The 26,728-nt window shown below is 71.3% G+C and carries 25 protein-coding genes; 16 read left to right on the top strand and 9 right to left on the bottom strand.

Going from position 1 to position 26,728, the window contains the following annotated elements; all coding sequences use genetic code 11:
- The first annotated feature begins 98 nt into the window (after window positions 1-98).
- Both ACZ7L4_RS29725 and ACZ7L4_RS29720 read left to right on the top strand, forming a co-directional pair.
- The gene (locus ACZ7L4_RS29725) at window positions 99-1,301 is read left to right on the top strand and encodes a sensor histidine kinase (protein WP_472107442.1); all 1,203 of its coding nucleotides are present in this window, start codon (window positions 99-101) and stop codon (window positions 1,299-1,301) included.
- A gap of 95 nt (window positions 1,302-1,396) precedes the next feature.
- The gene (locus ACZ7L4_RS29720) at window positions 1,397-2,071 is read left to right on the top strand and encodes a response regulator (protein ID WP_472107441.1); all 675 of its coding nucleotides are present in this window, start codon (window positions 1,397-1,399) and stop codon (window positions 2,069-2,071) included.
- A 19-nt stretch (window positions 2,072-2,090) separates the two neighbouring features.
- Here the strand turns inward: ACZ7L4_RS29720 and ACZ7L4_RS29715 are convergent, their stop codons facing one another.
- The gene (locus ACZ7L4_RS29715) at window positions 2,091-3,197 is read right to left on the bottom strand and encodes a DUF5937 family protein (protein WP_472107440.1); all 1,107 of its coding nucleotides are present in this window, start codon (window positions 3,195-3,197) and stop codon (window positions 2,091-2,093) included.
- Between the two features lie 177 nt (window positions 3,198-3,374).
- Here ACZ7L4_RS29715 and ACZ7L4_RS29710 point away from each other — a divergent pair, with 177 nt between their 5' ends.
- Complete coding sequence (locus ACZ7L4_RS29710; protein ID WP_472107439.1) at window positions 3,375-3,596, top strand: hypothetical protein; 222 nt, start codon at window positions 3,375-3,377, stop codon at window positions 3,594-3,596.
- Window positions 3,597-3,605: 9 nt separating this feature from the next.
- On the opposite strand, the gene ACZ7L4_RS29705 is transcribed toward ACZ7L4_RS29710, so the two are convergent.
- Window positions 3,606-4,769, bottom strand: coding sequence for a threonine aldolase family protein (locus ACZ7L4_RS29705; RefSeq protein ID WP_472107438.1), 1,164 nt, complete (start codon window positions 4,767-4,769; stop codon window positions 3,606-3,608).
- Between the two features lie 170 nt (window positions 4,770-4,939).
- Here ACZ7L4_RS29705 and ACZ7L4_RS29700 point away from each other — a divergent pair, with 170 nt between their 5' ends.
- The 10 genes from ACZ7L4_RS29700 (at window position 4,940) to ACZ7L4_RS29655 (ending at window position 12,950) form a co-directional block, all read left to right on the top strand.
- Window positions 4,940-5,839 (top strand): Rossmann-like and DUF2520 domain-containing protein, encoded by a 900-nt coding sequence (locus tag ACZ7L4_RS29700; RefSeq protein ID WP_472107437.1) that lies wholly within the window; start codon window positions 4,940-4,942, stop codon window positions 5,837-5,839.
- A gap of 71 nt (window positions 5,840-5,910) precedes the next feature.
- Window positions 5,911-6,870 carry a pantoate--beta-alanine ligase gene (gene panC, locus ACZ7L4_RS29695; RefSeq protein ID WP_472108143.1) on the top strand — a complete coding sequence of 320 codons (960 nt, stop codon included), beginning with the start codon at window positions 5,911-5,913 and terminating at the stop codon, window positions 6,868-6,870.
- Entirely contained in the window at window positions 6,867-8,582 is a 1,716-nt protein-coding gene (locus ACZ7L4_RS29690) for an L-aspartate oxidase (RefSeq protein WP_472107436.1), read from the top strand. Before panC ends, ACZ7L4_RS29690 begins: the two co-directional genes overlap by 4 nt.
- Window positions 8,579-9,577: a carboxylating nicotinate-nucleotide diphosphorylase gene (gene nadC / locus ACZ7L4_RS29685; protein ID WP_472107435.1), complete on the top strand. Its 999-nt coding sequence runs from the start codon at window positions 8,579-8,581 to the stop codon at window positions 9,575-9,577. Before ACZ7L4_RS29690 ends, nadC begins: the two co-directional genes overlap by 4 nt.
- Entirely contained in the window at window positions 9,577-10,374 is a 798-nt protein-coding gene (locus ACZ7L4_RS29680; protein WP_472107434.1) for a type III pantothenate kinase, read from the top strand. The genes nadC and ACZ7L4_RS29680 overlap by 1 nt, the downstream gene beginning before the upstream one ends.
- Before the next feature lie 76 nt (window positions 10,375-10,450).
- Window positions 10,451-11,050, top strand: a complete 600-nt coding sequence (locus tag ACZ7L4_RS29675; RefSeq protein ID WP_472107433.1) for a hypothetical protein — start codon at window positions 10,451-10,453, stop codon at window positions 11,048-11,050.
- A 13-nt stretch (window positions 11,051-11,063) separates the two neighbouring features.
- Window positions 11,064-11,252 carry a hypothetical protein gene (locus ACZ7L4_RS29670; protein WP_472107432.1) on the top strand — a complete coding sequence of 63 codons (189 nt, stop codon included), beginning with the start codon at window positions 11,064-11,066 and terminating at the stop codon, window positions 11,250-11,252.
- A gap of 126 nt (window positions 11,253-11,378) precedes the next feature.
- On the top strand, window positions 11,379-11,795 hold the full coding sequence (locus tag ACZ7L4_RS29665; protein ID WP_385762866.1) for a BlaI/MecI/CopY family transcriptional regulator: 417 nt from the start codon (window positions 11,379-11,381) through the stop codon (window positions 11,793-11,795).
- 9 nt (window positions 11,796-11,804) lie between these two features.
- Window positions 11,805-12,365, top strand: coding sequence for an amino-acid N-acetyltransferase (locus ACZ7L4_RS29660; RefSeq protein WP_326020024.1), 561 nt, complete (start codon window positions 11,805-11,807; stop codon window positions 12,363-12,365).
- Window positions 12,366-12,614: 249 nt separating this feature from the next.
- Window positions 12,615-12,950 (top strand): histone-like nucleoid-structuring protein Lsr2, encoded by a 336-nt coding sequence (locus ACZ7L4_RS29655; protein ID WP_266711306.1) that lies wholly within the window; start codon window positions 12,615-12,617, stop codon window positions 12,948-12,950.
- Here the strand turns inward: ACZ7L4_RS29655 and ACZ7L4_RS29650 are convergent.
- Window positions 12,929-13,576: an SCO3374 family protein gene (locus ACZ7L4_RS29650; RefSeq protein WP_472108141.1), complete on the bottom strand. Its 648-nt coding sequence runs from the start codon at window positions 13,574-13,576 to the stop codon at window positions 12,929-12,931. The genes ACZ7L4_RS29655 and ACZ7L4_RS29650 overlap by 22 nt on opposite strands.
- Window positions 13,577-14,006: 430 nt before the next feature.
- Here ACZ7L4_RS29650 and ACZ7L4_RS29645 point away from each other — a divergent pair, with 430 nt between their 5' ends.
- Window positions 14,007-16,532 (top strand): ATP-dependent Clp protease ATP-binding subunit, encoded by a 2,526-nt coding sequence (locus tag ACZ7L4_RS29645; RefSeq protein WP_399238987.1) that lies wholly within the window; start codon window positions 14,007-14,009, stop codon window positions 16,530-16,532.
- An 84-nt stretch (window positions 16,533-16,616) separates the two neighbouring features.
- Here ACZ7L4_RS29645 and ACZ7L4_RS29640 read toward each other — a convergent pair whose 3' ends face one another.
- Window positions 16,617-19,694, bottom strand: coding sequence for an NACHT domain-containing protein (locus tag ACZ7L4_RS29640; RefSeq protein ID WP_472107431.1), 3,078 nt, complete (start codon window positions 19,692-19,694; stop codon window positions 16,617-16,619).
- A 432-nt stretch (window positions 19,695-20,126) separates the two neighbouring features.
- On the opposite strand from ACZ7L4_RS29640, the gene ACZ7L4_RS29635 reads away from it, so the two are divergent.
- Window positions 20,127-20,831, top strand: a complete 705-nt coding sequence (locus tag ACZ7L4_RS29635) for a M23 family metallopeptidase (protein WP_472107430.1) — start codon at window positions 20,127-20,129, stop codon at window positions 20,829-20,831.
- Window positions 20,832-20,853: 22 nt separating this feature from the next.
- On the opposite strand, the gene ACZ7L4_RS29630 is transcribed toward ACZ7L4_RS29635, so the two are convergent.
- The gene (locus ACZ7L4_RS29630) at window positions 20,854-21,435 is read right to left on the bottom strand and encodes a TetR/AcrR family transcriptional regulator (protein WP_472107429.1); all 582 of its coding nucleotides are present in this window, start codon (window positions 21,433-21,435) and stop codon (window positions 20,854-20,856) included.
- Window positions 21,436-21,565: 130 nt separating this feature from the next.
- Between ACZ7L4_RS29630 and ACZ7L4_RS29625 the strand changes: the two genes are divergently transcribed.
- Window positions 21,566-23,134 (top strand): MDR family MFS transporter, encoded by a 1,569-nt coding sequence (locus ACZ7L4_RS29625; protein ID WP_472107427.1) that lies wholly within the window; start codon window positions 21,566-21,568, stop codon window positions 23,132-23,134.
- 18 nt (window positions 23,135-23,152) lie between these two features.
- Here ACZ7L4_RS29625 and cseC read toward each other — a convergent pair whose 3' ends face one another.
- The 4 genes from cseC to ACZ7L4_RS29605 are packed head-to-tail and all read right to left on the bottom strand — an operon-like array spanning window position 23,153 to window position 26,665.
- On the bottom strand, window positions 23,153-24,616 hold the full coding sequence (cseC, locus tag ACZ7L4_RS29620) for a two-component system sensor histidine kinase CseC (protein ID WP_472107426.1): 1,464 nt from the start codon (window positions 24,614-24,616) through the stop codon (window positions 23,153-23,155).
- Between the two features lie 22 nt (window positions 24,617-24,638).
- Window positions 24,639-25,367, bottom strand: coding sequence for a two-component system response regulator CseB (gene cseB, locus ACZ7L4_RS29615; RefSeq protein ID WP_472108139.1), 729 nt, complete (start codon window positions 25,365-25,367; stop codon window positions 24,639-24,641).
- A gap of 45 nt (window positions 25,368-25,412) precedes the next feature.
- Complete coding sequence (locus tag ACZ7L4_RS29610; protein WP_472107425.1) at window positions 25,413-26,060, bottom strand: hypothetical protein; 648 nt, start codon at window positions 26,058-26,060, stop codon at window positions 25,413-25,415.
- 53 nt (window positions 26,061-26,113) lie between these two features.
- Window positions 26,114-26,665 carry a SigE family RNA polymerase sigma factor gene (locus tag ACZ7L4_RS29605; protein ID WP_385762887.1) on the bottom strand — a complete coding sequence of 184 codons (552 nt, stop codon included), beginning with the start codon at window positions 26,663-26,665 and terminating at the stop codon, window positions 26,114-26,116.
- Between the last annotated feature and the right edge of the window lie 63 nt (window positions 26,666-26,728).

Raw genomic sequence — 26,728 nt, 5'->3', positions numbered from 1 at the left:
GCCGTGGGGTCCCTCCACCTTCAGGAGTACGCGCGCCGGGTCCGGATCGACCCTCCGGTTGACCCCTGCACGCTGCACGCTTCCCTACTCTGGGTTACGTGCAGCGCGTCTACGACTTCATCCGCAGACACCCGACGTGGGTCGACGGCTTCTGGGCCGTGATTCTTTTCGGCATGTCCGTGGTGGGGGCGAACGGCGCGGGCAGTGCGGGACACGGGAACGAGGCGGCGCTGCTGGTCTGCGCCGTCCTGATGTCCGTGGTGGTCGCGCTGCGCCGCCGCTGGCCGGACAAGATGCTGCTGCTCGCGGTGGCCACGGGCCTCGGCCAGCTGGTGTTCGACGCGCGGGTCAACCCGTCGGACTTCGCGATGCTGGTCATCATCTACACGTGCGCGGTGAGCGGACCGCGCTGGGCGTCCCGCTTCGGCCTGATCGGCGGGCTGCTCGCGGCGCCGCTCTCCCAGCTCCGCTGGCCCACCGTCGGCGACATCAGCACCGCGGGCCAGATCCTCGTCACCGTCTTCCAGATGGTGCCGTTCGCCCTCGCCTGGGTGCTCGGCGACTCGCTGCGCACCAGACGCGCGTACCTGGACCAGCTGGAGGAGCGCGCCAACCGGCTCGAGAAGGAGCGCGAGGCGCAGTCGAAGGTCGCGGTGGCGGCCGAACGGGCGCGCATCGCGCGCGAGTTGCACGACGTCGTCGCGCACAACGTGTCGGTGATGGTGGTGCAGGCCGATGGTGCCGCGTACGTCCTCGACCAGGCGCCCGACCAGGCCAAGAAGGCCCTGGAGACCATCTCGGGCACCGGCCGCCAGGCGCTCGCCGAGATGCGCAGGCTGCTCGGCGTGCTGCGCACCGGCGAGCACGAGGAGGCCGGCGAGTACGTTCCGCAGCCCGACGTCGAGCAGATAGAGGAGCTCGTCGAGCAGGTGCGCACGTCCGGACTCCCGGTCGACTTCAAGGTGGAGGGCACCCCGCGCCCGCTGCCCAGCGGCGTCGAGCTGACCGCGTACCGCATCGTCCAGGAAGCCCTCACCAACACCCGTAAGCACGGCGGCCCGAACGCGGGCGCCAGCGTCCGGCTCGTCTACTTCGACGACGGTCTCGGCCTGCTCGTCGAGGACGACGGCAAGGGCGCCCCGCACGAGCTGTACGAGGACGGGGGCGCGGACGGCCGCGGCCACGGCCTCATCGGGATGCGCGAGCGCGTGGGTATGGTCGGCGGCACGCTGGACGCGGGGCCGCGGCCCGGCGGTGGCTTCCGCATCAGCGTGCTGCTGCCTTTGAAGCCCGCCCATTGACACGTACAAGTCCATTTCCACGGACAAGTCCACCGCCACGGACAAACCCGCCGCCACGGACCAGACCACTGCCACGGACAAGTGAGGACCGCCCGATGTCGATCAAGGTCATGCTCGTCGACGACCAGGTGCTGCTGCGCACCGGTTTCCGGATGGTGCTCGCCGCGCAGCCGGACATGGAGGTAGTCGCCGAGGCGGGTGACGGCGTCGAGGCGCTGGAGGTGCTGCGCTCGACCTCCGTGGACGTGGTCCTCATGGACGTCCGCATGCCGAAGCTCGACGGGGTCGAGACGACGCGGCGGATCTGTGCGGACCCCGACTCGCCCAAGGTCCTCATCCTGACCACCTTCGACCTCGACGAGTACGCCTTCTCGGGGCTGCGGGCGGGGGCCTCCGGCTTCATGCTCAAGGACGTGCCGCCGGGCGAGCTGCTCACCGCGATCCGCGCCGTGCACAGCGGCGACGCGGTGGTCGCCCCGTCCACGACCCGGCGGCTGCTCGACCGCTTCGCCCCGATGCTGCCCAGCGGCCCCGACCAGCCGCAGCACAAGCGGCTCGAGCGGCTCACCGAGCGCGAGCGCGAGGTCATGGTCCTGGTCGCCCAGGGGCACTCGAACGGCGAGATCGCCGCGCGCCTGGTGCTGTCGGAGGCCACGGTGAAGACCCATGTGGGCCGCATCCTGACCAAGCTCGATCTGCGCGACCGGGTCCAGGTCGTCGTCCTCGCCTACGAGACGGGGCTCGTCCGCGCGGGCGGCGCCGGGGCCTGAGGACCGGCGGCCCGGGCCGTCAGCGCAGCACCCCCTCGATGAAGTCCCCGCCGAGGCGCGAGACCACGCTGAGGTCCAACTGGTGCTGCACATAGCGGCCGCGCCGCCGCGTCGTGATCAGCCCGGCCTTCTTCAGCACCGACAGGTGCCGGGATATCTCCGGCGCGGACATCCCGTGCGCGTCCGCCAACTCGCTTGTCGTGTAGGGGCCGCGGGCCAGGTGCCGGCACAGCCGCATGCGCGCCGGGTGGGCGAGCGCCGCCATGCGCCGCGTCAGCAGCTCGACCGAGGGCGGCGTCGTGAGTCCGGGGGAGGCGATCGGATAGGTGATCATCGGCTGCCAGCCCTTGCGGTGCAGCACCCACAGATGGGGCCACCCCAGGCTGGTCGGCGTCAGGATCAGATTGCCGCTGCCCGCCTCCGTACGCCCGTCGGAGATCTTGTCGACGACGATGGCGGGGCCCGCCTCGTCGAGCGAGACCGCCGAGGACGTCGCCGCGAGGGCCTCTTTGAGTCCCTTGTGGCGCAGCATCTCCGTCTTGTGTCGCGCGTCGGCCGCCAACTGGTGCCGCACGCGCGCCCATACGTCCGAGAAGAACGCCTCGTCGCAGTCCTGCAGCAGCTCGCGGAACCACGACCTGATGGCGGGCGGGTCCTCGAGCAGGCGTTGCGTGAACCGGACCTGGGGCGCTCCGCGCGCGGCCGCGAGTTCGAGCGCGCGCTCGCGGGTGCTCGGGTCGTCGAGCCGGTTCACCACCCGCTCCGCGTACTGCGACTGGCACGTGAACTCCAGGGCGGCGTCCACGAACTGCTCGTCGGAGAGCTTGTCGAGCAGGTCCAGCTCCTCGGCGAGCGTGGCACCGGGCAGCGTGCGCCGTCCCGGTATCCCCGCGGACGGCGTGAAGACGTCCGAGAACGTCGTCCGCCACAGGAAGTCCGCCTCGCACATCCGGTCCGCGAGGCACGGGTCCAGGCACGCGGTCACGCTTGTCGTCCACCCCTGCAGCCCCGGGTGGTGGGCGGGTTCCGACAGCGCGTGCAGCGCCATGCCCAGCTCGGCCAGGGGCGAGGGCACGACATGGATCCGCTCGGGCGGCAGGCCCGTGATGTCGATGCTCACGCTCATGACCCCATGGTGCACGCCGCCACTGACAGCCGGGTCGTCGATTGACGGCTCCCGTCAATCGACGTGACCGCGCGGCGGCGCCGGGCGCAATCTCGTACCCATCGGCCCCGAACAGCAGCAAACAGGCTGATTCCGGGGCACGGCGCGACAATCGAGATGAAGAGCGAGGTGTTCGACATGAGCGTCACCCAGCAGTACGCCATCGACCTCTACCGCGCCGCCCAGCGCGGCGAAGCGGCCCCGCCGGCGCCCGGGCAGCACGAGCTGGCCGCCCTGCGTGAGCTGCGCGACTACCGCCGGTTCAGGGCGGTCCTGGCCGGCCGCCCGGCCCGCGGCCGGATCCGGGCGGCGCTGACCCGCCTGCTGTCGGGGCGCCGCGGCCACCCGGCCGGTTGCTGAGCCAGGCCCCTACGAGGGGAGCCGCCCCACGAAGTCCGCGACGGCCGCGCGGACGTCGTCAGGGCCCCACTCCAGACCCGCCGCCGCGACCGTGACCTCCGTGGCCGCGAGCCCCGGCACCGCGCCCTCGTCCGACCAGCGCGCGAACAGGGCCGTCCGCGTCTGCTCCGCCTGCGCGATCCCGGCCTCCGTGAGCACCTCGGCGTCGTAGGGCAGCCAGACCTTGAACTGGTGCGTGTGCGGCACCTCGGGGAACACCCGCGCCCCGGTGACACCGGCCTTGGTGAAGCCCTCCACCAGCGCCTGCGCGACCACGCGCGCGTGCGCCACGTACTCGGGAAGCCGTGGCAGCTCCCGATCCAGGCCCGCAAGGGCCGAGACCGCCTGCGGGAACTGCTGGAAGACCTGGCCGCCGTAGCGGTGCCGCCAGGCCCTCGCCTCCCCGACGAACGACTCCGGGCCCGCGAGCACCGCGCCGCTGAGGCCGCCGAGCGACTTGTAGAACGACACGTAGACGCTGTCCGCGAGCTCCGCGATCCCGTCCAGCGGGCGCCCGAAGTGCGTCGTGGTCTCCCACAGGCGGGCCCCGTCGAAGTGGATCACGGCGTCACGCGCGCGTGCCGCTTCGCAGACCTCTTCCAGTTCCTCCCAGGTGGGCAGCGCGAAACCGGCGTCCCTGAGCGGCAGTTCGAGCATCAGCGTCCCGAACGGCTCGGCCAGGTCGTGCACGTCGTCGGCGCCGATCTGCCGCGCCGCCTTCGTGGGGTGCACGGTGCGCAGCCCCGCCACCGCGGTCAGCGCCTCCCGCTCGTGCACCTCGGGGTGCGCCAGCGGGTGCAGGGCCACCGTGGAATTGCCGGTGCGGCCCGCCCAGCAGCGCAGCGCGACCTGCTGGGCCATGGTGCCGGTGGGGAAGAACGCGGCCGCCTCCTTGCCGAGCAGCGCGGCGACCCGTGCCTCCAGGTCGGCGACGACGCCGTCCCCGTAGATGTCGACGTCGTCCGACAGGTCGGCCACCGTCGCGGCGGCGCCGGACAGGCTCTCCCACCGCTCGCCCAAGGTGGCCTCGTTCGGCCTGCGGGCCAGCGTGCGCTCGGCGCCCCGCAACGCCGTGATCAGCCGTTCGGCCTGCGTCTTCTCGGGCGTGACAGTGTTCTCGGCGGTTCCGTCCATCCGTCGATCATGGCGCACCCGCGTGCGCTTGCCCACAGCCTGTGGACAGCCGGGACCCGCGCGGACAGATAGCGTTAACATGACGAGAAATCGTCCGGTACCCCGAGCGGACTGGAACGGAAGGCCATCGCCTCGTGACAACACCCCCTCCGAACCCGCGATCCGAACCCATGGACCCCAAGGACCGCCCCGCCCGCCTCACCGTGGGCGTCGTCGGCGCGGGCCGTGTCGGCCCCGCGCTCGCCGCGTCCCTGCAACTGGCCGGGCACCGCCCCGTCGCCGTCTCCGGGGTCTCCGACGCCTCCGTGCGCCGAGCGGCGACGCTGCTGCCCGACGTGCCCCTGGTGCCGCCCGCCGAGGTCCTCGCGCAGGCCGACCTGGTGCTCCTCACCGTCCCCGACGACGTCCTGCCGGGCCTCGTCGAGGGCTTCGCCGAGACCGGCGCCGTACGCCCTGGCCAGCTGCTCGTGCACACCTCGGGCCGGTACGGCGCGAAGGTCCTCGAACCGGCGCTGCGCGCGGGCGGCCTGCCGCTCGCGCTGCACCCCGCGATGACGTTCACCGGCACCCCCGTCGACGTCCAGCGGCTGGCCGGCTGCTCCTTCGGCGTCACCGCGCCCGAAGAGCTGCGGCTTGCCGCGGAGGCCCTGGTCATCGAGATGGGCGGCGAACCCGAGTGGATCGCCGAGGAGAACCGCGCGCTCTACCACGCGGCCCTCGCGCTCGGCGCCAATCACCTGGTCACCCTGATCGCGGAGTCCATGGAACTGCTCCGCGAGGCGGGCGTCGGCGCCCCCGACCGGATGCTGGGCCCGCTGCTCGGCGCGGCCCTCGACAACGCGCTCAGGTCGGGCGACGCCGCCCTCACGGGTCCGGTGGCGCGCGGCGACGCGGGCACCGTCGCCGCCCACATCACGGAGCTGCGCAAGCACGCCCCGGGGACCGTCGCCGGCTATCTCGCGATGGCCCGCGCCACCGCCGACCGCGCGCTCGCGCACGGACTGCTGAAGCCGGAGCTCGCCGAGGACCTCCTGGGCGTCCTCGCGACCGGTACGGAGGAGACCCGATGAGCCCCACGGACTCCATGGCGGCGAGCCCCGCGGCGACGTCGCGCACGCGGCTCCTCCACAAGGGCGCGGACATGCGGGCACGCACGCGTACCGGGCAGCGCGTCGTCGTCATGACGATGGGCGCCCTGCACGAGGGCCACGCGACGCTGATCCGCTCGGCCAGGGCCCGCGCCGGGGCGGACGGCGAAGTGGTCGTCACGGTCTTCGTGAACCCGCTGCAGTTCGGCGCGGGCGAGGACCTCGACCGCTACCCGCGCACCCTCGACGCCGACGTGCGGATCGCCGAACAGGCGGGGGCGGACGCCGTGTTCGCGCCCTCCGTCGACGAGGTCTACCCGGGCGGGCAGCCCGAGATCCGCATCACGGCGGGCCCCATGGGGGAGCGGCTCGAGGGCGCCTCGCGCCCCGGTCACTTCGACGGCATGCTCACCGTGGTCGCCAAGCTGCTGCACCTCACGCGCGCGGACGTGGCCCTCTTCGGCCAGAAGGACGCGCAGCAACTGGCCCTGGTGCGGCGCATGGTGCGCGATCTGAACTTCGACGTGGAGATCGTCGCCGTGCCCACGGTCCGCGAGGACGACGGGCTCGCGCTCTCCTCCCGCAACCGCTATCTGTCCCCGGCCGAGCGCCGCACCGCGCTGGCCCTCTCCGACGCCCTGTTCACGGGCCGCGACCGGCATGCCGCGCAGGAGGCCCTGCGCGCGCGTGCCGCCGAGAACCCGACGCCGCGCGCGCGGGCGAAGGCGCTCGGCAAGATAGGCGAGGCCCGGGCCGCGGCCGACGCGCACGCCGTCGCCACCGCGGCCCCGGGCAGCCCCTCCGCGGTCCTCGCGGCGGCCCGCCAGATCCTCGACGAGGCGAAGCGCCTCCAGCCGCCGGTCGAGCTCGACTACGTGGCCCTCGTCGATCCGCGCGACTTCACGGACGTGAGCGACGGCTTCGAGGGCGAGGCCGTGCTCGCGGTCGCCGCGCGCGTGGGAAACACCCGCCTCATCGACAACCTGCCGCTGACCTTCGGAGGCCACTCGTGAGCAGCACCGGCATAAGGCTCCACGCCCCCACCCCCGGCTGGAACGTCGAGGCCGACGTCGTGATCGTCGGCTCCGGCGTCGCGGGCCTGACCGCGGCGCTGCGCTGCCAGGCCGCGGGCCTGCGCACCGTCGTCGTCACCAAGGCCCGCCTCGACGACGGCTCCACGCGCTGGGCGCAGGGCGGCGTCGCGGCGGCCCTCGGCGAGGGCGACACCCCCGAGCAGCACCTGGACGACACCCTGGTCGCCGGCGTCGGCCTGTGCGACGAGGAGGCCGTGCGCACCCTCGTCACCGAGGGCCCCGACGCCGTACGCCGCCTGATCGAGACCGGCGCGCACTTCGACGAGTCCGCCGAGGGCGACCTGGAGCTGACCCGCGAGGGCGGCCACCACCGCCGCCGCATCGCGCACGCGGGCGGTGACGCGACCGGAGCGGAGATCTCCCGCGCGCTCGTCGAGGCGGTACGCGCGCGTGGTGTGGAGACCGTCGAGAACGCGCTGGTCCTTGACCTGCTCACGGACGCCGAAGGCCGCACCGCGGGCGTCTCCCTGCACGTCATGGGGGAGGGCCAGCACGACGGCGTCGGCGCCGTCCTCGCGCCCGCCGTGGTCCTCGCGACCGGCGGCATGGGCCAGGTCTTCTCGGCGACCACGAACCCGCACGTGTCCACGGGCGACGGCGTCGCGCTCGCCCTGCGCGCGGGCGCCGAGGTCAGCGACCTGGAATTCGTCCAGTTCCACCCGACCGTGCTGTTCCTGGGCGCGGACGCCGAGGGCCAGCAGCCGCTGGTCTCCGAAGCCGTACGCGGCGAGGGCGCGCACCTGGTGGACGCGGACGGCGTGCGCTTCATGGTCGGCCAGCACGAACTGGCCGAGCTGGCGCCCCGCGACATCGTCGCCAAGGGCATCACGCGCCGCATGCAGGAGCTCGGCACCGAGCACATGTACCTGGACGCGCGGCACTTCGGCGCCGACATGTGGGAGAACCGGTTCCCCACGATCCTCGCCGCCTGCCGCGCCCACGGCATCGACCCGGTCACCGAACCCATCCCGGTCGCTCCCGCTGCGCACTACGCCTCCGGAGGCGTCCGCACGGACCTCTCCGGCCGCACCACCGTGCCGGGCCTGTACGCGTGCGGGGAGGCCGCCTGCACGGGCGTTCACGGGGCGAACCGGCTGGCCTCCAACTCCCTTCTGGAAGGCCTCGTCTACGCCGAGCGCATCGCGGACGACATCACGCGCCTGCACGCGGAGAACGCCCTCCACGCGCGCGTGCCCGCGCCCGTCGAGCACCCACAGACCCCGACCCACCCGCTGCTTCCCCCGGAGGCACGGTTCGCCATCCAGCGCGTGATGACGGCGGGCGCGGGCGTCCTGCGCTCCGCCGACTCCCTCGCCGAGGCCGCCGCCCAGCTCGGCCGCATCCACGCCGACGCGGTCAACTCCCTCACGGAGAACGGCAAGACCGCGGAGCCGGGCGTCGACACCTGGGAGGCCACCAACCTCCTGTGCGTGGCCCGCGTCCTGGTCGCCGCCGCGCGCCGCCGCGAGGAGACCCGCGGCTGCCACTGGCGCGAGGACCACCCGGACCGCGACGATGCCACGTGGCGCCGCCACATCGTCGTACGCCTGAATCCGGACCGGACCCTGGCCACCCGCACCACACCCACAGCAGACTTCCCGGCAACGGCAAAGAACCCTCAGGAGCAGTGACCGACGTGAGCGCCACCCCCGACCTCCCCCTGGCGGACGCAGGCAGCGAAGGCTGCGGCGACAACTGCGGCTGCGCGCAGGGAGATTCCGACGACGTCATGGAGTGCGGCCTCGACCCGTCGCTGGCCCAGCTGCTGCTCGACGCGGGCCTGCACCCGGTCGAGATCGAGGACATCGCCCACATGGCGATCACCGAGGACCTGGACGGCGGCGTGGACGTCACGACCGTCGCCACGATCCCCGAAGACGCCGTCGCCACCGCCGACTTCACGGCTCGCGAGGCGGGCGTCGTGGCGGGCCTGCGGGTCGCCGAGGCGGTCGTCTCCGTCGTGGCCACGGACGAGTTCGAGGTCGAGCGGCACGCGGAGGACGGCGACCGGGTCGAGGCGGGCCAGAAGCTGCTCTCCGTCACCACCCGCACCCGCGACCTGCTCACCGCCGAGCGCACCGCGCTCAACATCATGTGCCGCCTCTCCGGCATCGCGACCGCCACGCGCGCGTGGGCGGACGTTCTGGACGGCACGAAGGCGAAGGTCCGCGACACCCGCAAGACCACGCCGGGCCTGCGCTCCCTGGAGAAGTACGCGGTCCGCATGGGCGGCGGCGTCAACCACCGCATGTCCCTCTCGGACGCGGCCCTGGTCAAGGACAACCACGTGGTCGCGGCAGGCGGCGTCGCCCAGGCCTTCCAGGCCGTGCGCGACCGCTTCCCCGGCCTGCCGATCGAGGTCGAGGTCGACACCCTGCACCAGCTGCGCGAGGTCCTCGACGCGGGCGCCGACCTAATCCTCCTGGACAACTTCACGCCGGGCGAGACCGAGGAGGCCGTGGCGATCACCGACGGCCGCGCGCTCCTGGAGTCCTCCGGCCGCCTCACGCTGGAGAACGCCGCCACGTACGCGAAGACGGGCGTCGACTACCTCGCCGTGGGCGCGCTCACCCACTCCTCGCCGATCCTCGACATCGGCCTCGACCTGCGCGAGGCGGACGCCTGATGCTGCTCACCATCGACGTGGGCAACACCCACACCGTCCTCGGCCTGTTCGACGGCGAGGAGATCATCGAGCACTGGCGCATCTCCACGGACGCGCGCAGAACCGCCGACGAACTCGCCGTGCTGCTCAAGGGCCTGATGGGCATGCACCCGCTGCTCGGCGACGAACTCGGCGACGGCATCGACGGCATCGCCATCTGCTCGACCGTCCCCTCGGTCCTGCACGAGCTGCGCGAGGTCACCCGCCGCTACTACGGCGACGTACCCGCCGTCCTGGTCGAGCCCGGCATCAAGACCGGCGTGCCGATCCTCATGGACAACCCCAAGGAGGTCGGCGCCGACCGGATCATCAACGCGGTCGCGGCCGTCGAGATGTTCGGCGGCCCCGCGATCGTCGTGGACTTCGGCACGGCGACGACCTTCGACGCGGTCTCCGCGCGCGGGGAGTACGCGGGCGGTGTGATCGCCCCCGGCATCGAGATCTCCGTCGAGGCCCTCGGCATGCGCGGCGCCCAGCTGCGCAAGATCGAGCTGGCCAGGCCGCGCAGCGTCATCGGCAAGAACACCGTCGAGGCCATGCAGGCGGGCATCGTCTACGGCTTCGCGGGCCAGGTCGACGGGGTCGTGAACCGGATGGCGAAGGAGCTCGCGGAGGACCCGGACGACGTGACGGTCATCGCGACGGGCGGCCTCGCGCCGATGGTCCTCGGCGAGTCCACCGTGATCGACGAGCACGAGCCGTGGCTGACCCTGATCGGCCTCCGCCTGGTGTACGAGCGGAACGTCTCGCGGCTCTGAGGCCACCGGCAGGCGAGGCGCGCCCGGGAATTGCCGGTTAAGCCGATTTGTCCGTAATCGGTCGTACCGTCCTTTCATGCCCACGCCCTACGGAAATCGTGGCGGCATGGCGTTCGGTGCAGAAGAGCTGCGTGTGCTCCGACGCGCCCTCGCCCTCGCCCTCCACCCCAGCCCCACCTCGGACGAGGACGTCCGGGCCTGTCTGCGACTCGCGGAGTCGGTCGACGAAGCGGCCCGGGAAGGCATCCGCATGCGGGCCTTCCTCCGCTCCGACCTCGACCGCTACCGGGCCGCCCTGCCCGGCTCCGCTCCCGGCTATCTGAGCCTCCTCAAGGAGGCCCTGGCGGCGGGCCACAGGCCCGGCGCCGAGGACCTCGCGGCGCTGCGCGCGCTGCCGGCGAACCCGGCCGCCGTGGCCCTGCTCGCCCGCTGCCGCGACCTGGCGGAACAGGGCGTGCGCGCCAGGTTCGACGAGCGGTACCGGCCCCGCGTCCCGGCCTCCCGCACCCACCTGCTCGCCCTGCCCGGCGGGCTCTCGGCGGCGGACGGCGACAAGCCCGCGCGACCGGCCCCCGAGCCGCCTCAGCGCCCGGTCCCCACCCCGGCCGAGGTCTTCCCGCCCAAGCGCCGCCCCGCCCAGCCCCCGGCCCCGTCGCGGAGACTGGCCGTCGGGTAGCTACTCTGGGGGCATGGACTACGTCTCCGCGCTCGTGCCCCCGGTCGTGATGGCCGCGTTCTTCGTCGGTCTGATCGTGACCATCGTGAAGTCGCAGGGCGGCGACAAGAAGGCCAAGGAGGACGCGGCCGTCGACGCCGCCATCGCGCGCGCCGAGGCCGCCCGGCAGGGCGGCGGCGCGCAGCAGGACGCGACCGCCTGAGCGCGGTCGCGACCGGCACGGAAACCGCAGTGAGGGGCGCCCGCCGGGCGCCCCTTTTGTCATTGCTTGGCGATCGCCGCCACGTCCCGCGTTGAATTACCGACTTCTCCCACTATTGTGCTTCTCGTGCCGCGCCCCTTGGGAGAACTCGAAGACGCAGTGATGACGCGGGTGTGGAAGTGGAACCGCCCGGTCACCGTGAGGGAAGTCCTGGAGGACCTCCAACAGGAACGGTCCATCGCCTACACGACCGTCATGACCGTATTGGACAATCTCCATCAGAAGGGCTGGGTACGCCGCGAAGCGGAAGGCCGGGCCTATCGATATGAGGCGGTCTCCACACGGGCCGCGTACTCGGCCGCGCTGATGAACGAGGCCTGGGCGCAGAGCGACAACCCCGCCGCCGCGCTCGTCGCGTTCTTCGGGATGATGTCGCCGGAGCAGCGCGAGGCCCTCAGGGATGCCATGCGGATCGTCTCGCCCGAACTGCCGGCGGAAGTCCCCTCGGCCCCCGAGGAAGCGGGCGACGGGGCCGGGCGATAGCGTCCGGACATGCCAGCAGAGCTCCCCGAAGTCGGGTCAACCGTCGAATCGACCCGTAAAGCAGTGACCGTACGCAGGGCGAGGACGGCCGATGTGCCCGAGGTGCGCCGCCTGCTCGACGCGTACAGCCGACAGGGGATCCTGCTCGACAAAGCCACCGTGACGCTTTACGAGGACATCCAGGAGTTCTGGGTCGCGGAACGCGACGACAACGCGGCGGTCGTCGGCTGCGGCGCACTGCACGTCATGTGGGAAGACCTCGCGGAAGTCCGCACCCTCGCGGTGGACCCGCAGGTCAAGGGCTCCGGTGTCGGACATCTGCTGCTCGAGAAGCTTCTTCAGACCGCGCGCTGGATCGGTGTTCGGCGGGTTTTCTGCCTCACCTTCGAAGTCGAGTTCTTCGCCAAGCACGCCTTCGTGGAGATCGGCGAGACGCCCGTCGATACGGTCGACACCGATGTCTACAGTGAGCTCCTGCGTTCCTATGACGAGGGCGTGGCGGAGTTCCTCGGTCTCGAACGAGTGAAACCGAACACCTTGGGCAACAGCCGGATGCTTCTGCATCTGTGATCGCCGCCGGGCGCTATTCCGGCATGCGTGCTTGCAACGGTTCCCTATGTCCGAATCGCGCATGTTTTTGGTCCCGGTGGGCAGTGTTCAACTCCGGGATCTCTCCCTGATCTCAGCCAGGGGTTTGTGTTTTTCGGGCAAAAGCGGTTTGCTTTCCGACGTACTGCAGTACTGCATATAACAAGGGGACGGCGAATCAGCGGCCGTGGTCGCGGGGCCGCCCTTCAGATTTCGATGAAAGGAAATCCGGTGGCACAGAAGGTTCAGGTCCTTCTTGTCGATGACCTCGACGGTGGCGAGGCGGACGAGACCGTGACGTTCGCGCTCGACGGCAAGTCGTACGAGATCGACCTCACCACCGCCAATGCGGACAAGCTCCGCGGCCTCCTTGAGCCGTACCTCAAGGGCGGTCGTCGCACCGGTGGCCGCTCGAGCGGCCGGGGCAAGGCGCGCGCCACGTCCGGCGGCGGCAACCAGGACACCGCGCAGATCCGCGCGTGGGCGAAGGAGAACGGCTACGAGGTCAACGACCGCGGCCGTGTTCCCCAGTCGATCCGTGAGGCCTACGAGAAGGCCAACGGCTGACGGGACGGCCGCATTGGTCGCTTTGTTGACGTGGTCGCGGGCGTGGCAGCGCCGCGACGCAGCCGGGCCCGGTGGCAGTGCGTCGCCGCCGTGTCCACGAGGCGTACGAGATCGGGGGCGCCCCCACCGCCCCCCACGACCGACCAGGTCGAGACGGCCGTCAGGCTCGTCAGGGCCGGTAGCACCGGTTCCACCTCGCAGCCGGGCTCGGGGGGCCGCACCCAGACGGCGGCCTCCTGCGAGCCGGACCATCCCGGAGGCGTCGGCGCGTCGATGAGACCGCCCGCCCCGACGGCGACGAGATCCAGGGGCAGCGCCCCCCACTCCAGCCAGTCGAGCAGCCCCGGCAGTTCGTCCGCGCTGCCCGCGGCGACCAGCAGCCGCATCGTTTCCCCGCACACGGCCACCGGTGACCGGGGATCGAGTCTGCGCAGCATCGCGAAGCCGGCGTCGGTCGGCACCTCCAGTACGTCGAAGCGCAGCCCGGTGTGCAGCAGCGCGCCATCGGGGCCTGCCGCAGTCGCCCAGCCGAGCTCGTCCTCGTACCACTGCCGGACCGGATCGCGTCCGGTGTCGGTCAGCGGTTGCCGGGGAGCGGGAACGGTCGTGCCGGAGGTGGTGACCATGCCAGGAGCAACAGCCACCGACGCTCCGGGGTTACGCACCGTCGCCGAGTGCATGCGTACTGTGTCCGGAAAAGGGGCGTACGGGAGCGTTGGGCGGCGCAAAGATGTTCGCCCGTAGCGGAGGGAACCGGGGCGCGCCGCATGGAGTGTCAGTCCGTACGGGTAAGACATCCCTAGTGGGAGGGGCGACACGTGCGGGACGGGCAGCCTGCGTTCGCCATCGGCGTACTGATGGTGGGGGTATCTGCCTGGCCTGCGGGAACATCGTCTCGCACCATCGGGTTGGAGCAGTTGTCGGCGTTCGGGGCAGGAGACCATGAACGGGTGTCGGCAGATGGAATGAGCGGTCCCCGCTTGCGGGACTAAGCTGCGGAAGGACAGGGAGGGGACCGACCCCTAACTGCCTGACCGCTCTGAGGAGCGATTAACGATGTTCGAGAGGTTCACCGACCGCGCGCGGCGGGTTGTCGTCCTGGCTCAGGAAGAAGCCCGGATGCTCAACCACAATTACATCGGCACCGAGCACATCCTCCTGGGCTTGATCCACGAGGGCGAGGGTGTCGCCGCTAAGGCCCTGGAGAGCCTCGGGATTTCGCTCGAGGCGGTCCGCCAGCAGGTGGAGGAGATCATCGGCCAGGGCCAGCAGGCCCCGTCCGGCCACATCCCCTTCACCCCCCGTGCCAAGAAGGTCCTGGAGCTGTCGCTCCGCGAGGCCCTTCAGCTGGGCCACAACTACATCGGCACGGAGCACATCCTGCTCGGCCTGATCCGTGAGGGCGAGGGCGTCGCCGCCCAGGTCCTGGTCAAGCTGGGCGCAGACCTCAACCGGGTGCGGCAGCAGGTCATCCAGCTGCTCTCCGGTTACCAGGGCAAGGAGACCGCCGCCGCCGGCGGTCCTGCCGAGGGCACGCCCTCCACGTCCCTGGTGCTCGACCAGTTCGGCCGCAACCTGACGCAGGCCGCTCGTGAGTCCAAGCTCGACCCGGTCATCGGGCGCGAGAAGGAGATCGAGCGCGTCATGCAGGTCCTGTCGCGCCGGACCAAGAACAACCCGGTCCTGATCGGTGAGCCCGGCGTCGGCAAGACCGCCGTCGTCGAGGGCCTCGCTCAGGCCATCGTCAAGGGCGAGGTGCCCGAGACCCTCAAGGACAAGCACCTCTACACCCTCGACCTCGGCGCGCTGGTCGCCGGCTCCCGCTACCGCGGTGACTTCGAGGAGCGCCTCAAGAAGGTGCTCAAGGAGATCCGCACCCGCGGCGACATCATCCTGTTCATCGACGAGCTGCACACGCTGGTCGGTGCGGGTGCCGCCGAGGGCGCCATCGACGCGGCTTCCATCCTGAAGCCGATGCTGGCCCGCGGTGAGCTGCAGACCATCGGTGCGACGACGCTCGACGAATACCGCAAGCACCTGGAGAAGGACGCGGCCCTCGAGCGCCGCTTCCAGCCGATCCAGGTCGCGGAGCCGTCGCTGCCGCACACGATCGAGATCCTCAAGGGTCTCCGTGACCGCTACGAGGCCCACCACCGCGTCTCGATCACGGACGAGGCCCTCGTCCAGGCCGCGACGCTGGCCGACCGGTACATCTCGGACCGCTTCCTGCCGGACAAGGCGATCGACCTGATCGACGAGGCCGGTTCCCGGATGCGCATCCGCCGGATGACCGCGCCGCCGGACCTCCGCGAGTTCGACGAGAAGATCGCGGGCGTGCGTCGCGACAAGGAGTCGGCCATCGACTCCCAGGACTTCGAGAAGGCGGCCTCTCTCCGCGACAAGGAGAAGCAGCTGCTCGCCGCGAAGGCCAAGCGCGAGAAGGAATGGAAGGCCGGCGACATGGACGTCGTCGCCGAGGTCGACGGCGAGCTGATCGCCGAGGTCCTCGCGACCGCCACCGGCATTCCGGTCTTCAAGCTGACCGAGGAGGAGTCCTCGCGTCTGCTGCGCATGGAGGACGAGCTCCACAAGCGGGTCATCGGCCAGAAGGACGCCGTCAAGGCGCTCTCCCGGGCGATCCGCCGTACGCGGGCCGGTCTGAAGGACCCGAAGCGTCCGGGTGGTTCGTTCATCTTCGCCGGTCCGTCCGGTGTCGGTAAGACCGAGCTCTCCAAGGCGCTGGCCGAATTCCTCTTCGGTGACGAGGAGGCGCTGATCTCCCTCGACATGTCGGAGTTCAGCGAGAAGCACACGGTGTCGCGTCTCTTCGGTTCACCCCCCGGTTACGTGGGCTACGAAGAGGGCGGTCAGCTGACCGAGAAGGTGCGCCGCAAGCCGTTCTCCGTCGTCCTCTTCGACGAGGTGGAGAAGGCCCACCCGGACATCTTCAACTCGCTCCTCCAGATCCTGGAGGACGGTCGACTGACCGACTCCCAGGGTCGCGTCGTGGACTTCAAGAACACGGTCATCATCATGACGACCAACCTTGGAACCCGTGACATCTCGAAGGGCTTCAACCTCGGCTTCGCGGCCCAGGGCGACTCGAAGTCCAACTACGAGCGCATGAAGAACAAGGTGTCGGACGAGCTCAAGCAGCACTTCCGTCCCGAGTTCCTCAACCGTGTCGACGACGTCGTCGTCTTCCCGCAGCTCAGCCAGGGCGACATCCTCGAGATCGTCGACCTGATGATCTCGAAGGTGGACGAGCGCCTGAAGGACCGCGACATGGGCATCGAGCTCTCGCAGTCCGCCAAGGAGCTGCTCTCGAAGAAGGGCTACGACCCCGTGCTCGGCGCGCGTCCGCTGCGTCGCACGATCCAGCGCGAGGTCGAGGACAGCCTGTCGGAGAAGATCCTCTTCGGCGAGCTGCGCCCGGGCCACATCGTGGTCGTGGACACGGAGGGCGAGGGCGAGAACAAGACCTTCACCTTCCGCGGCGAGGAGAAGGCGGCCCTGCCGGACGCCCCGCCGATCGAGGACGCGGCTGCCGGTGGCGGCCCGAACCTGAGCAAGGAGGCGTAACCCCTCCGGGGCGAGCCTGATACGGGTGGGCCCGAGCTGTTCCTGACGGAACGGTTCGGGCCCACCCGTTTTTTCGTGTGCGGGTCAGCGCTGGTCGACGGTGACGTCGGCGTCCGGGAAGAGGCGGGCGTAGCGGTCGAGCGGGAGGGTCACGCCGGGGGCGGTCTGGAGGACGACCTCGCGTACGCCCGGGAAGCGGGACGGCAGCGTGGAGACGTCCTCGGTGCCGCTCAGCGCCGTCAGACGCAGCATCCGCACGTCCGGCAGCTCGGGCAGCAGGCCGATCGAACGCGGGTGCTCGTGGAAGAGGACCTCGTTCAGGGACAGGCAGGTGAGCGCGGGCAGCGCGGCGACCTCGGCCCAGTCCTCGGCGGTCGGGGCGGTCGTCAGCCGGCCGAGGCTGAGCTGGTTCAGGGTGGGCCAGTGGCCGAGGCCCCGCAGCCCGGTGGTGTCGGTCGTGCGGCGGCCCAGGAAGAGGTACTCCAGCGGGGCGCCGACCGGGAGCCCGGTGGTGAGCGAGTCGCCCGGGAGCGCCTGGTCGAGCGAGATGCGGCGCAGCGTGCGCAGGGCCGCCAGGCCGGTCACGTCGGCGGCGCCCGAGCACGTGAGGTGGGTCGGTGACAGCCCGGCGAGGCCCGCGAACCCGTGGGCGTTCGCGTTGCCCTCCATCCACAGCCCCCGCAGGTTCGGGAACGCCGTCAGCGCGCCGAGGTCGTCGAGCAGTGGATCGTCCCGGAAGTACAGGATCCGTACGGCGGCAGGGTCGGGCACCGCGGCGGCGATGTCCGCCGGGGCGTGCGGGCCGCGGAACGTCATGTCGGGCCACGGCCGCATCCGGGCCAGCGCCGCCCGCTGCTCGCCGGACTCGCACAGGAGGTGCAGTCCGTCGCGCTCCACGTGGTCCAGGACCTCCGCCGCGTACTCCTCGGTGGGGAACCGGCTCCAGGTGCCCGCCAGTTGGCGCCGCACCGTCAGCGACGGGTGCTCGCGCAGCCGGCGCAGGACGCCCAGCGCGCCCGCCGGTTCCAGGCCGCCGAGCAGCGACGCGGTCACCGCGACGCCGTGCGCCGCCCCGTCGTCGAGGCCGTCCGGGTGCGGCAGCAGCTCCAGGACCAGAGGACCCGCCTCGGCCAGCGTCTTCGCGTCCTGCGTGGTGCGCGGCGGGATCAGGGAACCGGCGCGGCGCTCGACCTCGGCGCGCACCGCCGGGTCGAGGGCCGTCGCATGCTCCAGGCAGGCCAGTGCCAGGAGCGTGAGGCGCGGGTGGTCGTACGCGAGCAACTCGCGCAGCAGGTGGGCGCGTTCGCCGGGGCGGGCGTGGGCGACGGCCATCCGGATCGCGTCCTCGCCCTGCGGGTCGTCGGCGAGGCGCTGGACGAAGGGGAGCGCGTGGCCCTCCTCCACGGCGTAGCGGGCGGCGAGGTAGTCCTGGAAGGTGCGGTGGCTGAAGTCGACCGTGTCGGCGGCGGGTTCGCGCAGCAGGCCGCTTCGTAGCAGCAGGGTGCGCAGGACGGTCGCCGCGTCGCCGTGCGCCGCCGCCGTGGCCACCGCGGGCAGCCGGCGTTCCAACGCGCCGATGGCGGCCTCGCGGCTCATCTCGGTGCGGCCGCTGAGGACGAGGGCGTACGCGAGGTGCTGGAGGAGGTCGAGCTGGGCCTCCTCGCCCAGCTCGGGCACGGCCATGCCGCGCTCCCGGTCGCGCCGGTGGAGCAGCATCGACAGGGCGGCGTCGTACAACTCCTTGCGCCCTGTGGGCAGATAGCCGCGGCGTTCGCGGTGCAGCGCGCAGATCAGGCCGCACATCAGGGGGTTGGTGGCGAGGCGGGCCAGGTCGCGTTTGGTGCGCAGCGAGTCGAGCAGCGCGGTCTCGTACGGGAGGGCGTCGGCGGCCGTGTGCCAGCGGTGCACGAACGTGGCGACGTCCGCGGAGCGCATCGGCGGCAGCAGCACCTCGCGGAAGCCGCTGTCGGCGAGCCATTCGGGGCGTACGGCGGTGGGGCGCGAGGTGAGCAGCCAGCGGTTGCCGGGGTGCGCGTCGACGAGGGCGAGCAGCCAGTCGCGCACCCGGTTCCGCTCGGCCGTGGGGATCTCGTCGAGGCCGTCCACGAGGACCAGGGCGCGGGAGGCGGCCAGGACCCGCTCGGCCCATCCGGCGGGCGCGCCCAGTGGGCAGGAGACCGCCGTCAGGAAGGCCTCGGGGGCGGGCAGCGGACCGGCCGCCAGCGTGCGCAGCGGCAGGACGAACGGGACGCGGTCGCCGTCCGCCGCGGCCCTCGTCGCCAGCCACTGGATCAGTGTCGTCTTGCCGGAGCCCGCCTCGCCGCGCAGCAGCACCCGGGAGACGCCGTCGCCGAACGCGTCCTCGGCGCGGATGCGGGCGGACGCGGCGGGAGCCTCGGTCTCCGCGTCGAAGGCATCGAAGGTGTCGAAGGTGTCGAAGGCGCCGTCCCGCGGCGCGACCGTCGCCTCCAGGCTCAGATACGCCACGTCGAGGGGCCAGCGTTCGGGGGCCTCGCGCAGGTCGATGCCGTAGATGGTCAGGTGCCGGTGGCGGTCGGCGATGTGCCGGGCGTAGCGCTCCTCGAAGGCGGTGTCGGCCGCGTCGGCGCGCGGTGTGCGGGCGATGAGCTCGTCCGCCCTGGCGAGGAGTTCGGCCTCGCCCCGGCGCTGCTCGACCAGGGTGCGGGGGACAAAGGTGGACCGCTGGGTGAAGAACTGCAGCACCTGACGGCAGGCCTCGTCGACGGCCGCGTCCAGGAAGTGCCCCGCGTCGGCGGAGAGCCCGTGCGAGGCGGGGGCCGCGCGGCGCAGCGAGCGGGCCAGCGCGTGCGGGTCGAGGCGGGCCGCCTGTACGTCGTCCATGGTGAGGCCGCCGAGGGCGGACAGCGTGGCGGCCAGGGCGAGGGCGAGGGGTTCCGCCTCGTCGGCCGGGTACGGTGCCTCGCCCGGTGCGTCCGCGGCGGCGGTGACGAGGGCGCGGGCGATCCGCTCGGCGTCGGCGCCGTCCAGGGCGCGCTTCTCGCCGCGGAAGGAGACAGGACCCGACAGGCGGACCGGCTTGTCCGTCAGGCCCGCGCCCGGGCCCTCCTGGACGAGGAGCTTCTTGAGCGCCGGGGCGATCAGGCTCGATGCCAGACGGGTGCCGAGAGCAGCGGGATCCATGGTTCGGGAGCGTAGCCCCGGTCACATCCGCGAGGGGTTGGATCTTGCCGACCGGTGACATGCCGCACAGGACGTGGATCACGTACTAACGGAAATAGTGGGTCGCGGGCGATCCGGTGGTGCCGTTACACGGTCGACGGGTTCCGGTGATGTGTCCGTTCCGGTGGGACAGGGTGGCCGCCGGGCCCGTATTGCCTTGCCTTGCTTTGATGAAGTGGGCTTAAACCAAGGATGAAGTCATAAATCGGACTACTTTCACCTGGGCTCGACGACGGTCCGGGCGGGAGGGTTCGCGGGGCGGGTCTACGAGGACATGTCGTAGATGGGCGTTTTGGGTGGCGATGGGGGGCGGGGTTACCAAGGGATGGCCGGCCCGGCAGCACGAGGCAGTGCGCCGGGCCCCGTCACGTCCCCGTTGAAAGGTCTGCCCATATGTCGAAGCGCACCCAGTCCCACCGCCCCGGTACGTCGATGCTCCGTAAGCGGGCTGCCGTCGTGGCCGCCGGATTCGGTGTGTCGGCGCTGCTCGGGACCGGGGCCGCGGTCGCCGACTCCGCAGACACCGCCCTCCCCGGTATCGCCGCCTCCTCCGTCGAGGCCCAGGCCACCGCTCAGGCCAAGGCCGCCGACAACGCCGCGAAGGCCAAGAAGAAGGCCGAGGCGAAGAAGAAGGAGGCCGAGGCCAAGAAGAAGGCGGCCGAGGAGAAGAAGGCCAAGTCCTGGATCGACCCGGTCGAGGACTACGAGCTCTCCGCAGGCTACTCGCAGGGCGGCGCCATGTGGGCGAGCGGCCACCACTCCGGCCAGGACTTCGCCGTGCCGATCGGCACCGACGTCTCCGCCGTGCACGGCGGCACCGTCGTCAAGGCCGGCGGCAACGGCGCCGGTGACGGCCCCGCGTACGGCAACGCCATCGTCATCAAGCACAGCAACGGCACGTACTCGCAGTACGCCCACCTGTCCCGGATCGACGTGAAGGTCGGCGACACCGTCACCACGGGCGACCACATCGCGAAGTCCGGCAACACCGGCAACTCCAGTGGCCCGCACCTGCACTTCGAGATCCGCACGACGGCGGACTACGGCTCGGCGGTCAACCCCGTCAACTTCCTGAAGAAGGAGGGCGTGCGCGTCTGACGACGCCCGCGCCGATGGCCCGTCAGTCGTGATGGGCCCGCGTGACCAGGTCGGAGGCGACCTCGAGGATGGCCTTGCGCTTCTCCTCGGGGTCGCCTTCGACGTCTCTGAGGACGAACATTCCGGCGTGCATCGAGATCAGCGCGCTGAGGCAGCGGACCCGGTCGGTCAGCGTGACGTCCTCGGGGAGCAGGTGGTCCAGCAGGGACGTCATCCGCTCCTTGAAGTTCTCGCCGATGCTCAGCTCGCGCATCGTCGCCTGGTTCTCCTGCATGAAGCGGAAGAGCGGGGCGGCGTCGGCGAGCGCGCTCGAGTAGCGGCCGAGGATCTCGAGCTTGGCCTCGAGCGTCGGCGGCTGCTCGGCGGCCCAGGTGATCACGTCGTCGATCGGCCCCATCAGATCCGTGAAGAGGCTGACGAGGATGTCTTCCTTGGTCTTGAAGTGGTAGTAGAGCGCGGCCTTCGTCACACCGAGGCGCTCCGCGATCTCCCGCAGTGAGGTCTTCTCGTACCCCTGCTCGGCGATGAGTTCCAAGGTCACGTCCTGAATGCGCTGGCGGGTGTCCCCGCGGCGCTGCTGCGGCTTGCTGCTGCCCGTGACCATCGGCTGCTGCCCTTCGTGCCCTTGGAGAAAAACTTACTTGACGCCCGGCTAGTTGGCGCTCTACTTTCCTCATTGTAGAGAACTAGCCGGGCGGCAAGTAAGTCCGGGTGACGCAGGGGGAGTGGGGACCATGACGCAGGCGGCGGTGCAGCCGGCGAAAGCGGATCAGGAGCCAGTGAAACAACCGCGCAGCGTGCGGGTGGTGCTGCTCGCGCTGATGCTCGCCATGTTGCTGGCCATGCTCGACAACATGATCGTGGGCACCGCGATGCCCACCATCGTCGGCGAGCTGGGCGGCCTGGAGCATCTGTCGTGGGTGGTCACCGCGTACACGCTCGCGACGGCCGCCTCCACGCCGATCTGGGGGAAGATCGGCGACATGTACGGCAGGAAGGGCGCCTTCCTGACCTCCATCGTGATCTTCCTGCTCGGCTCCGTTCTCAGCGGGATGGCCCAGGACATGGGCCAGCTGATCGGCTTCCGGGCCGTGCAGGGGCTCGGCGCCGGCGGACTGATGGTCGGGGTCATGGCCATCATCGGCGATCTGATTCCGCCGCGTGAGCGGGGCAAGTACCAGGGCATGATGGCCGGCGTGATGGCGCTCGCCATGATCGGCGGGCCGCTCGTCGGCGGCACCCTCACGGACCACCTCGGCTGGCGCTGGGCCTTCTACATCAACGTGCCGCTCGGCATCGTCGCCCTCGTGGCGATCACCGCGGTGCTGCATCTGCCGAAGAAGCGGGCCGCGCACTCCATCGACTACTTCGGTGCCGCGCTGCTCACCGTCGGCATCACCTCGATCGTGCTCGTCACGACCTGGGGCGGGACCGAGTACGCCTGGGACTCCGCCGTGATCATGGAGCTCGTCGGGATCGGCGTCGCCGCGCTCGTCGGGTTCGTGTTCTGGCAGACCAAGGCCGCCGAGCCGATCGTGCCGCTGCACATCTTCCGCAACCGGAACTTCACGCTGATGTCCGTGATCGGCTTCATCACCGGCTTCGTGATGTTCGGCGCGGTGCTCTTCCTGCCGCTGTACCAGCAGTCCGTGCAGGGCGCGTCCGCGACCAACTCCGGTCTGCTGCTGCTTCCGATGCTGCTCGCGATGATGGTCGTCTCGCTGATCGCGGGCCGGGTCACCACCAACACCGGCAAGTACAAGGTGTTCCCGGTGGTGGGCAGCGTCCTGATGATCGCCGGTCTGTTCCTGCTCGCGCAGATGGACACCGGGACCTCGCGGTTCACGTCCGGGCTCTACATGGCCGTGCTGGGCGCCGGGATGGGCTGCCTGATGCAGATCACGATGCTGGTCGCGCAGAACAGCGTCGAGATGAAGGACATGGGCGTGGCCTCCTCGTCGACGACCCTGTTCCGTACGCTCGGCTCCTCGTTCGGCGTCGCCATCATGGGCGCGCTGTTCAACAACCGGGTGCAGGACGTCATGGCGGAGCGGGCCGGAGCGCTCGGCGGGAAGATCACCGAGCAGTCGGCGCAGCTGGACGCGGCGAGCCTGGCGAAGCTGCCGGAGCAGGCGCGGGACGCCTACCAGTTCGCGGTCTCCTCCGGCACGCACTCGGCGTTCCTGCTGGGCTCCGTGGTCGCCCTCGGCTCGCTGCTCGCGGCGGTCTTCGTCAAGGAGGTCGTGCTGCGGGGCGCGGGGCCCAAGGACCAGGACCCCGCGGACAAGGTGCCCGCCGCCTAGTCGGGCACTGGTCGGGAACTAGTCGGGCAGCTTCACCATCGGGAAGCTGCCCGTGTTCGTCGGAGCGTGCTCCGGCAGCCACAGCACCGCCACGGCGCCCTCGGAGGGGGCGTCGTGGTCCGCTCCCTGCGGGCGGATGTTGCGGAACGTGAGGCGGGCGCCGAGCACCCGGGCCTGGCCCGCGGCGATCGTCAGACCCAGGCCGTGGCCGTGCCCCGCGCGGTCGGCGGCGCCGGTGCGGAAGCGGCTCGGGCCCTCCTCCAGGAGCTCCTCCGGGAAACCGGGGCCGTGGTCGCGCACCCGCAGGACCCGGCCCTCGACGCTGACCTCGATGGGCGGGCGGGCGTGCTTGGAGGCGTTGGCCAGCAGGTTGAGGAGGATGCGCTCCAGGCGGCGCGGGTCCGTGGTCACCTCGGACTCGTGTATCACCCGGACCGTGACGCCGTCGCCCGCGCGGGCCGCGATCCGGCGCTCCACGAACTCGCCGAGCATGATGTCCTGCAGCTCGGCCCGCTCGGCGGCGCTGTCGAGGCGGGCCACTTCCAGCACGTCCTCGACGAGCGTACGCATCGCCTGCGCACGGTCCTTGACCAGCTCGCTCGGCCGCCCCGGCGGCAGCAGCTCGGCGGCGGTGAGCAGCCCGGTGACCGGTGTGCGCAGCTCGTGCGCGATGTCGGCGGTGACCCGGCGCTCGGCCTCAAGCCGCTGCTTCAGGGCGTCGGCCATCGCGTCGACGGCGCGCGCGAGATCGTCCGTCTCGTCCCGTACGACACCGCCGATGGCGCGCCGCACCTGGACGTCGCTCTGGCCCGCGGCGACGTCGCGGGCCGCGCTCGCCGCCTTGCGCAGGCGGCGGGAGAGCTGGCCGCCGATGAGGACACCGAGCGCGCTGCCGCCGAGCACGACGGAGATCGAGCCGATGAGCAGCGCCTTGTCGAGGTCCTTCATCACCGTGGCGCTGCGGTCGGCGAACCGGGTGTGCACCGAGAGGATCCCGCCGTTGCTGAGCGGGACCGCGGCCCAGATGTCGGGCACGCCGCTGGCCGACTCCGACACGTAGGTGACGCGGCGGCCCTCGCGGGCCTTCAGGCGCAGATCGTGCGGGAGCGCCGGGTCGTCGACCTTGAAGCCGACGGGCAGATTGCCGCCGCGCGCCTCGTACTGCCGCTGCACGAACTGGATCCGCTCGTCCTGCACGTCCCGCGCGTTGTCCAGCATGGAGACGCGGGCCGCGTTGTGCACGACGAGGCTGAGCGCCACGGCGACGAGCGCGCCCACGAAGGCGATGGCGACGCTGATCTTCCAGCGCACGCCGGTGCGCAGGCCGTACGGGATCCAGGAGCGGGCGGGCCGCGCCGCCGCGGCCGACTGCTTACCGGGGGCGCCCGTGGCGCGCGGCGCGGGTACGGCCGCCGCGGAAGCGGCTCCGGTGGCCCCGGTGGTTCCTGCGGTCCCGGTGGACCGGGTGGTCCCCCTTCTCATATGCGCTGTCCCATCAGCCCGGTCAGGCCTTGAGCTTGTAGCCGAAGCCGCGGACCGTCTCGATCCGGTCCTGGCCGATCTTCGTGCGCAGTCGCTGCACATGGACGTCGACGACGCGGGTGTCGCCGCCCCAGCCGTAGTCCCAGACCCGCTCCAGGAGTTTGTCGCGGGAGAGCACCGAGCCGGGCGCGGAGGAGAACTCGAGCAGCAGGCGCATCTCGGTGGGCGTCAGGGCCACCGGCTGTCCGCCCTTCCTGACCTCCATGCCGTCCGTGTCGATCTCCAGGTCGCCGAAGTGCAGCGTGCCGCTGTCGGGCGCGGGGCCCTCCCCGGCCGCGCCGGCGGCGGCCGCCGCGCCGCCCGCGTGCCCGAAGCGGCGCAGCACGGCGCGGATCCGGGCCACGAGCACCGCCCCGTCGAACGGCTTCGTCACGTAGTCGTCGGCCCCCGCCTCCAGGCCGAGCACGACGTCGATGGAGTCCGCCCGCGCGGAGAGCATGATCACCGGGACCGTCGACTCGTCGCGGATGCGGCGGCACAGGGAGACCCCGTCGAGCCCCGGCACCATCACGTCGAGCAGCGCGATGTCCGGACGGTCCGACCGGAACGCCTCCAGGCCCTTGAGCCCGTCCGGCATCGCGGTGACCACGAACCCGTCGCGCTCCAGGGCGAGCTGGGTGGCCTCGCGGATGACGTCGTCGTCCTCGACGAACAGGACGTGCGTCGGCTCGCCCTTGCGCTCACCGCCCATGCCAGCCATCCGTTCTCTCCTCCACGTCTGCCCTCACCGGGCCGCTCAGCCGGCGTCGTCGTCCGAAGGCGCCGGGCTCTCCCCGTCCACCGCGTTGCTGTAGTCGTTGTGCGTGCGGCTCTCCTGGGTGAATCCGTGCCCGCTCCACCGGTACGTGAGGATCTCCTCGCCGGACGGTGAGGCGACCGAGTCACCCTTCTCGTACACCTGCTTGGTGACCACGAGATCACCCCGGTCGATCTCCGCGTACACCGGGGGCTCTTCGTCCTTGAACACATTCTTGTACGTGCCGCCCTCGTCGCGATACACGTACGTGCCGATGCCGACCGCGTCCCCGCAGGTCATCACGTTGACCACGACGTCGCTCCGGGAGCTGCCGGTCAGCGTCCCGTAGCTCACGTCCACCGGGTACTCGTCCGCCACGCACGGCTTCAGATCGCGCTTGATGTCGGCGCCGACCTTCGGGTCCTTCTTCACGATCCGCACCGCCGCGGCGGAGTTCGGGGCGCTCGGCGACGCGGAGGCGGAGGGGCTCGCGCTGCCCGTCGCGGTCGAACCGACCGGGTCCGTGCGGGCCGGGCCCTCGTCACGGGGGCCGGTGCCGCCGGTCGAGCAGGCGGCGAGGCCACCGGCGAACAGGCCGAGGGCGGCGAGCCCGGCGATCACCGTGCTCCCCGCCTTCAAGCCCCGCATCAGGGCGGACCGCCCCCGCATCAGGGACGTACGAATCCCCGAGGCACGTATGCCTAGGCCGCGCAACGCTCCCGCTCCTTCACGTCGAGCGCGCGACCGGCCAGTTCCTCGCGCTCCCGCTTCTCCAGCTCCTCACGGAGCCGGGCGAGGGCCCGGTGCAGCGTGCTCTTCACGGTTCCGGCCGACATTCCGAGAGCGGCGGCCGTCTCCTCTGTGGACATCTGCTCCCAGTGTCGCAGCACCACGACGCTGCGCTGCTTCGGAGCGAGCACCTTCATGACGTCCATCAGCAGGGCGCGGTCCGCGTGCTGCTCCGTCGAGTCGTCGATCGAGGATTCCGGCAGCTGCTCGGTGGGCACTTCCTCCAGCTTGCGGGCGCGCCACCACTCGGTCCGCGTGTTGATCATGACGCGGCGCAGGTACGCGTCGGCAAGGCGCTTGTCCGCTATGCCGTCCCAGCGCCCGTACGTCCGCACGAGGGCGGTCTGCAGCAGGTCCTGGGCGTCGACCGGGTCGGGCACCAGACGCCGGGCGCTGCGCAGCAGGGCGTCCTGCCGCGTCCGCACGTACTCTTCGAACCCGAGCACTTCACCGGCGTGCGCCATGATCAACTGCCTCCCGCTTCCCGCAATCCCCGTGGTCCGCACAGATTGTGTGCGGTTACGAGG

This window comes from Streptomyces sp. NPDC107575 (assembly GCF_055657265.1).
The sequence above is the reverse complement of the archived record's forward strand: the minus strand, read 5'-3'. Positions and strand labels throughout refer to the sequence as shown.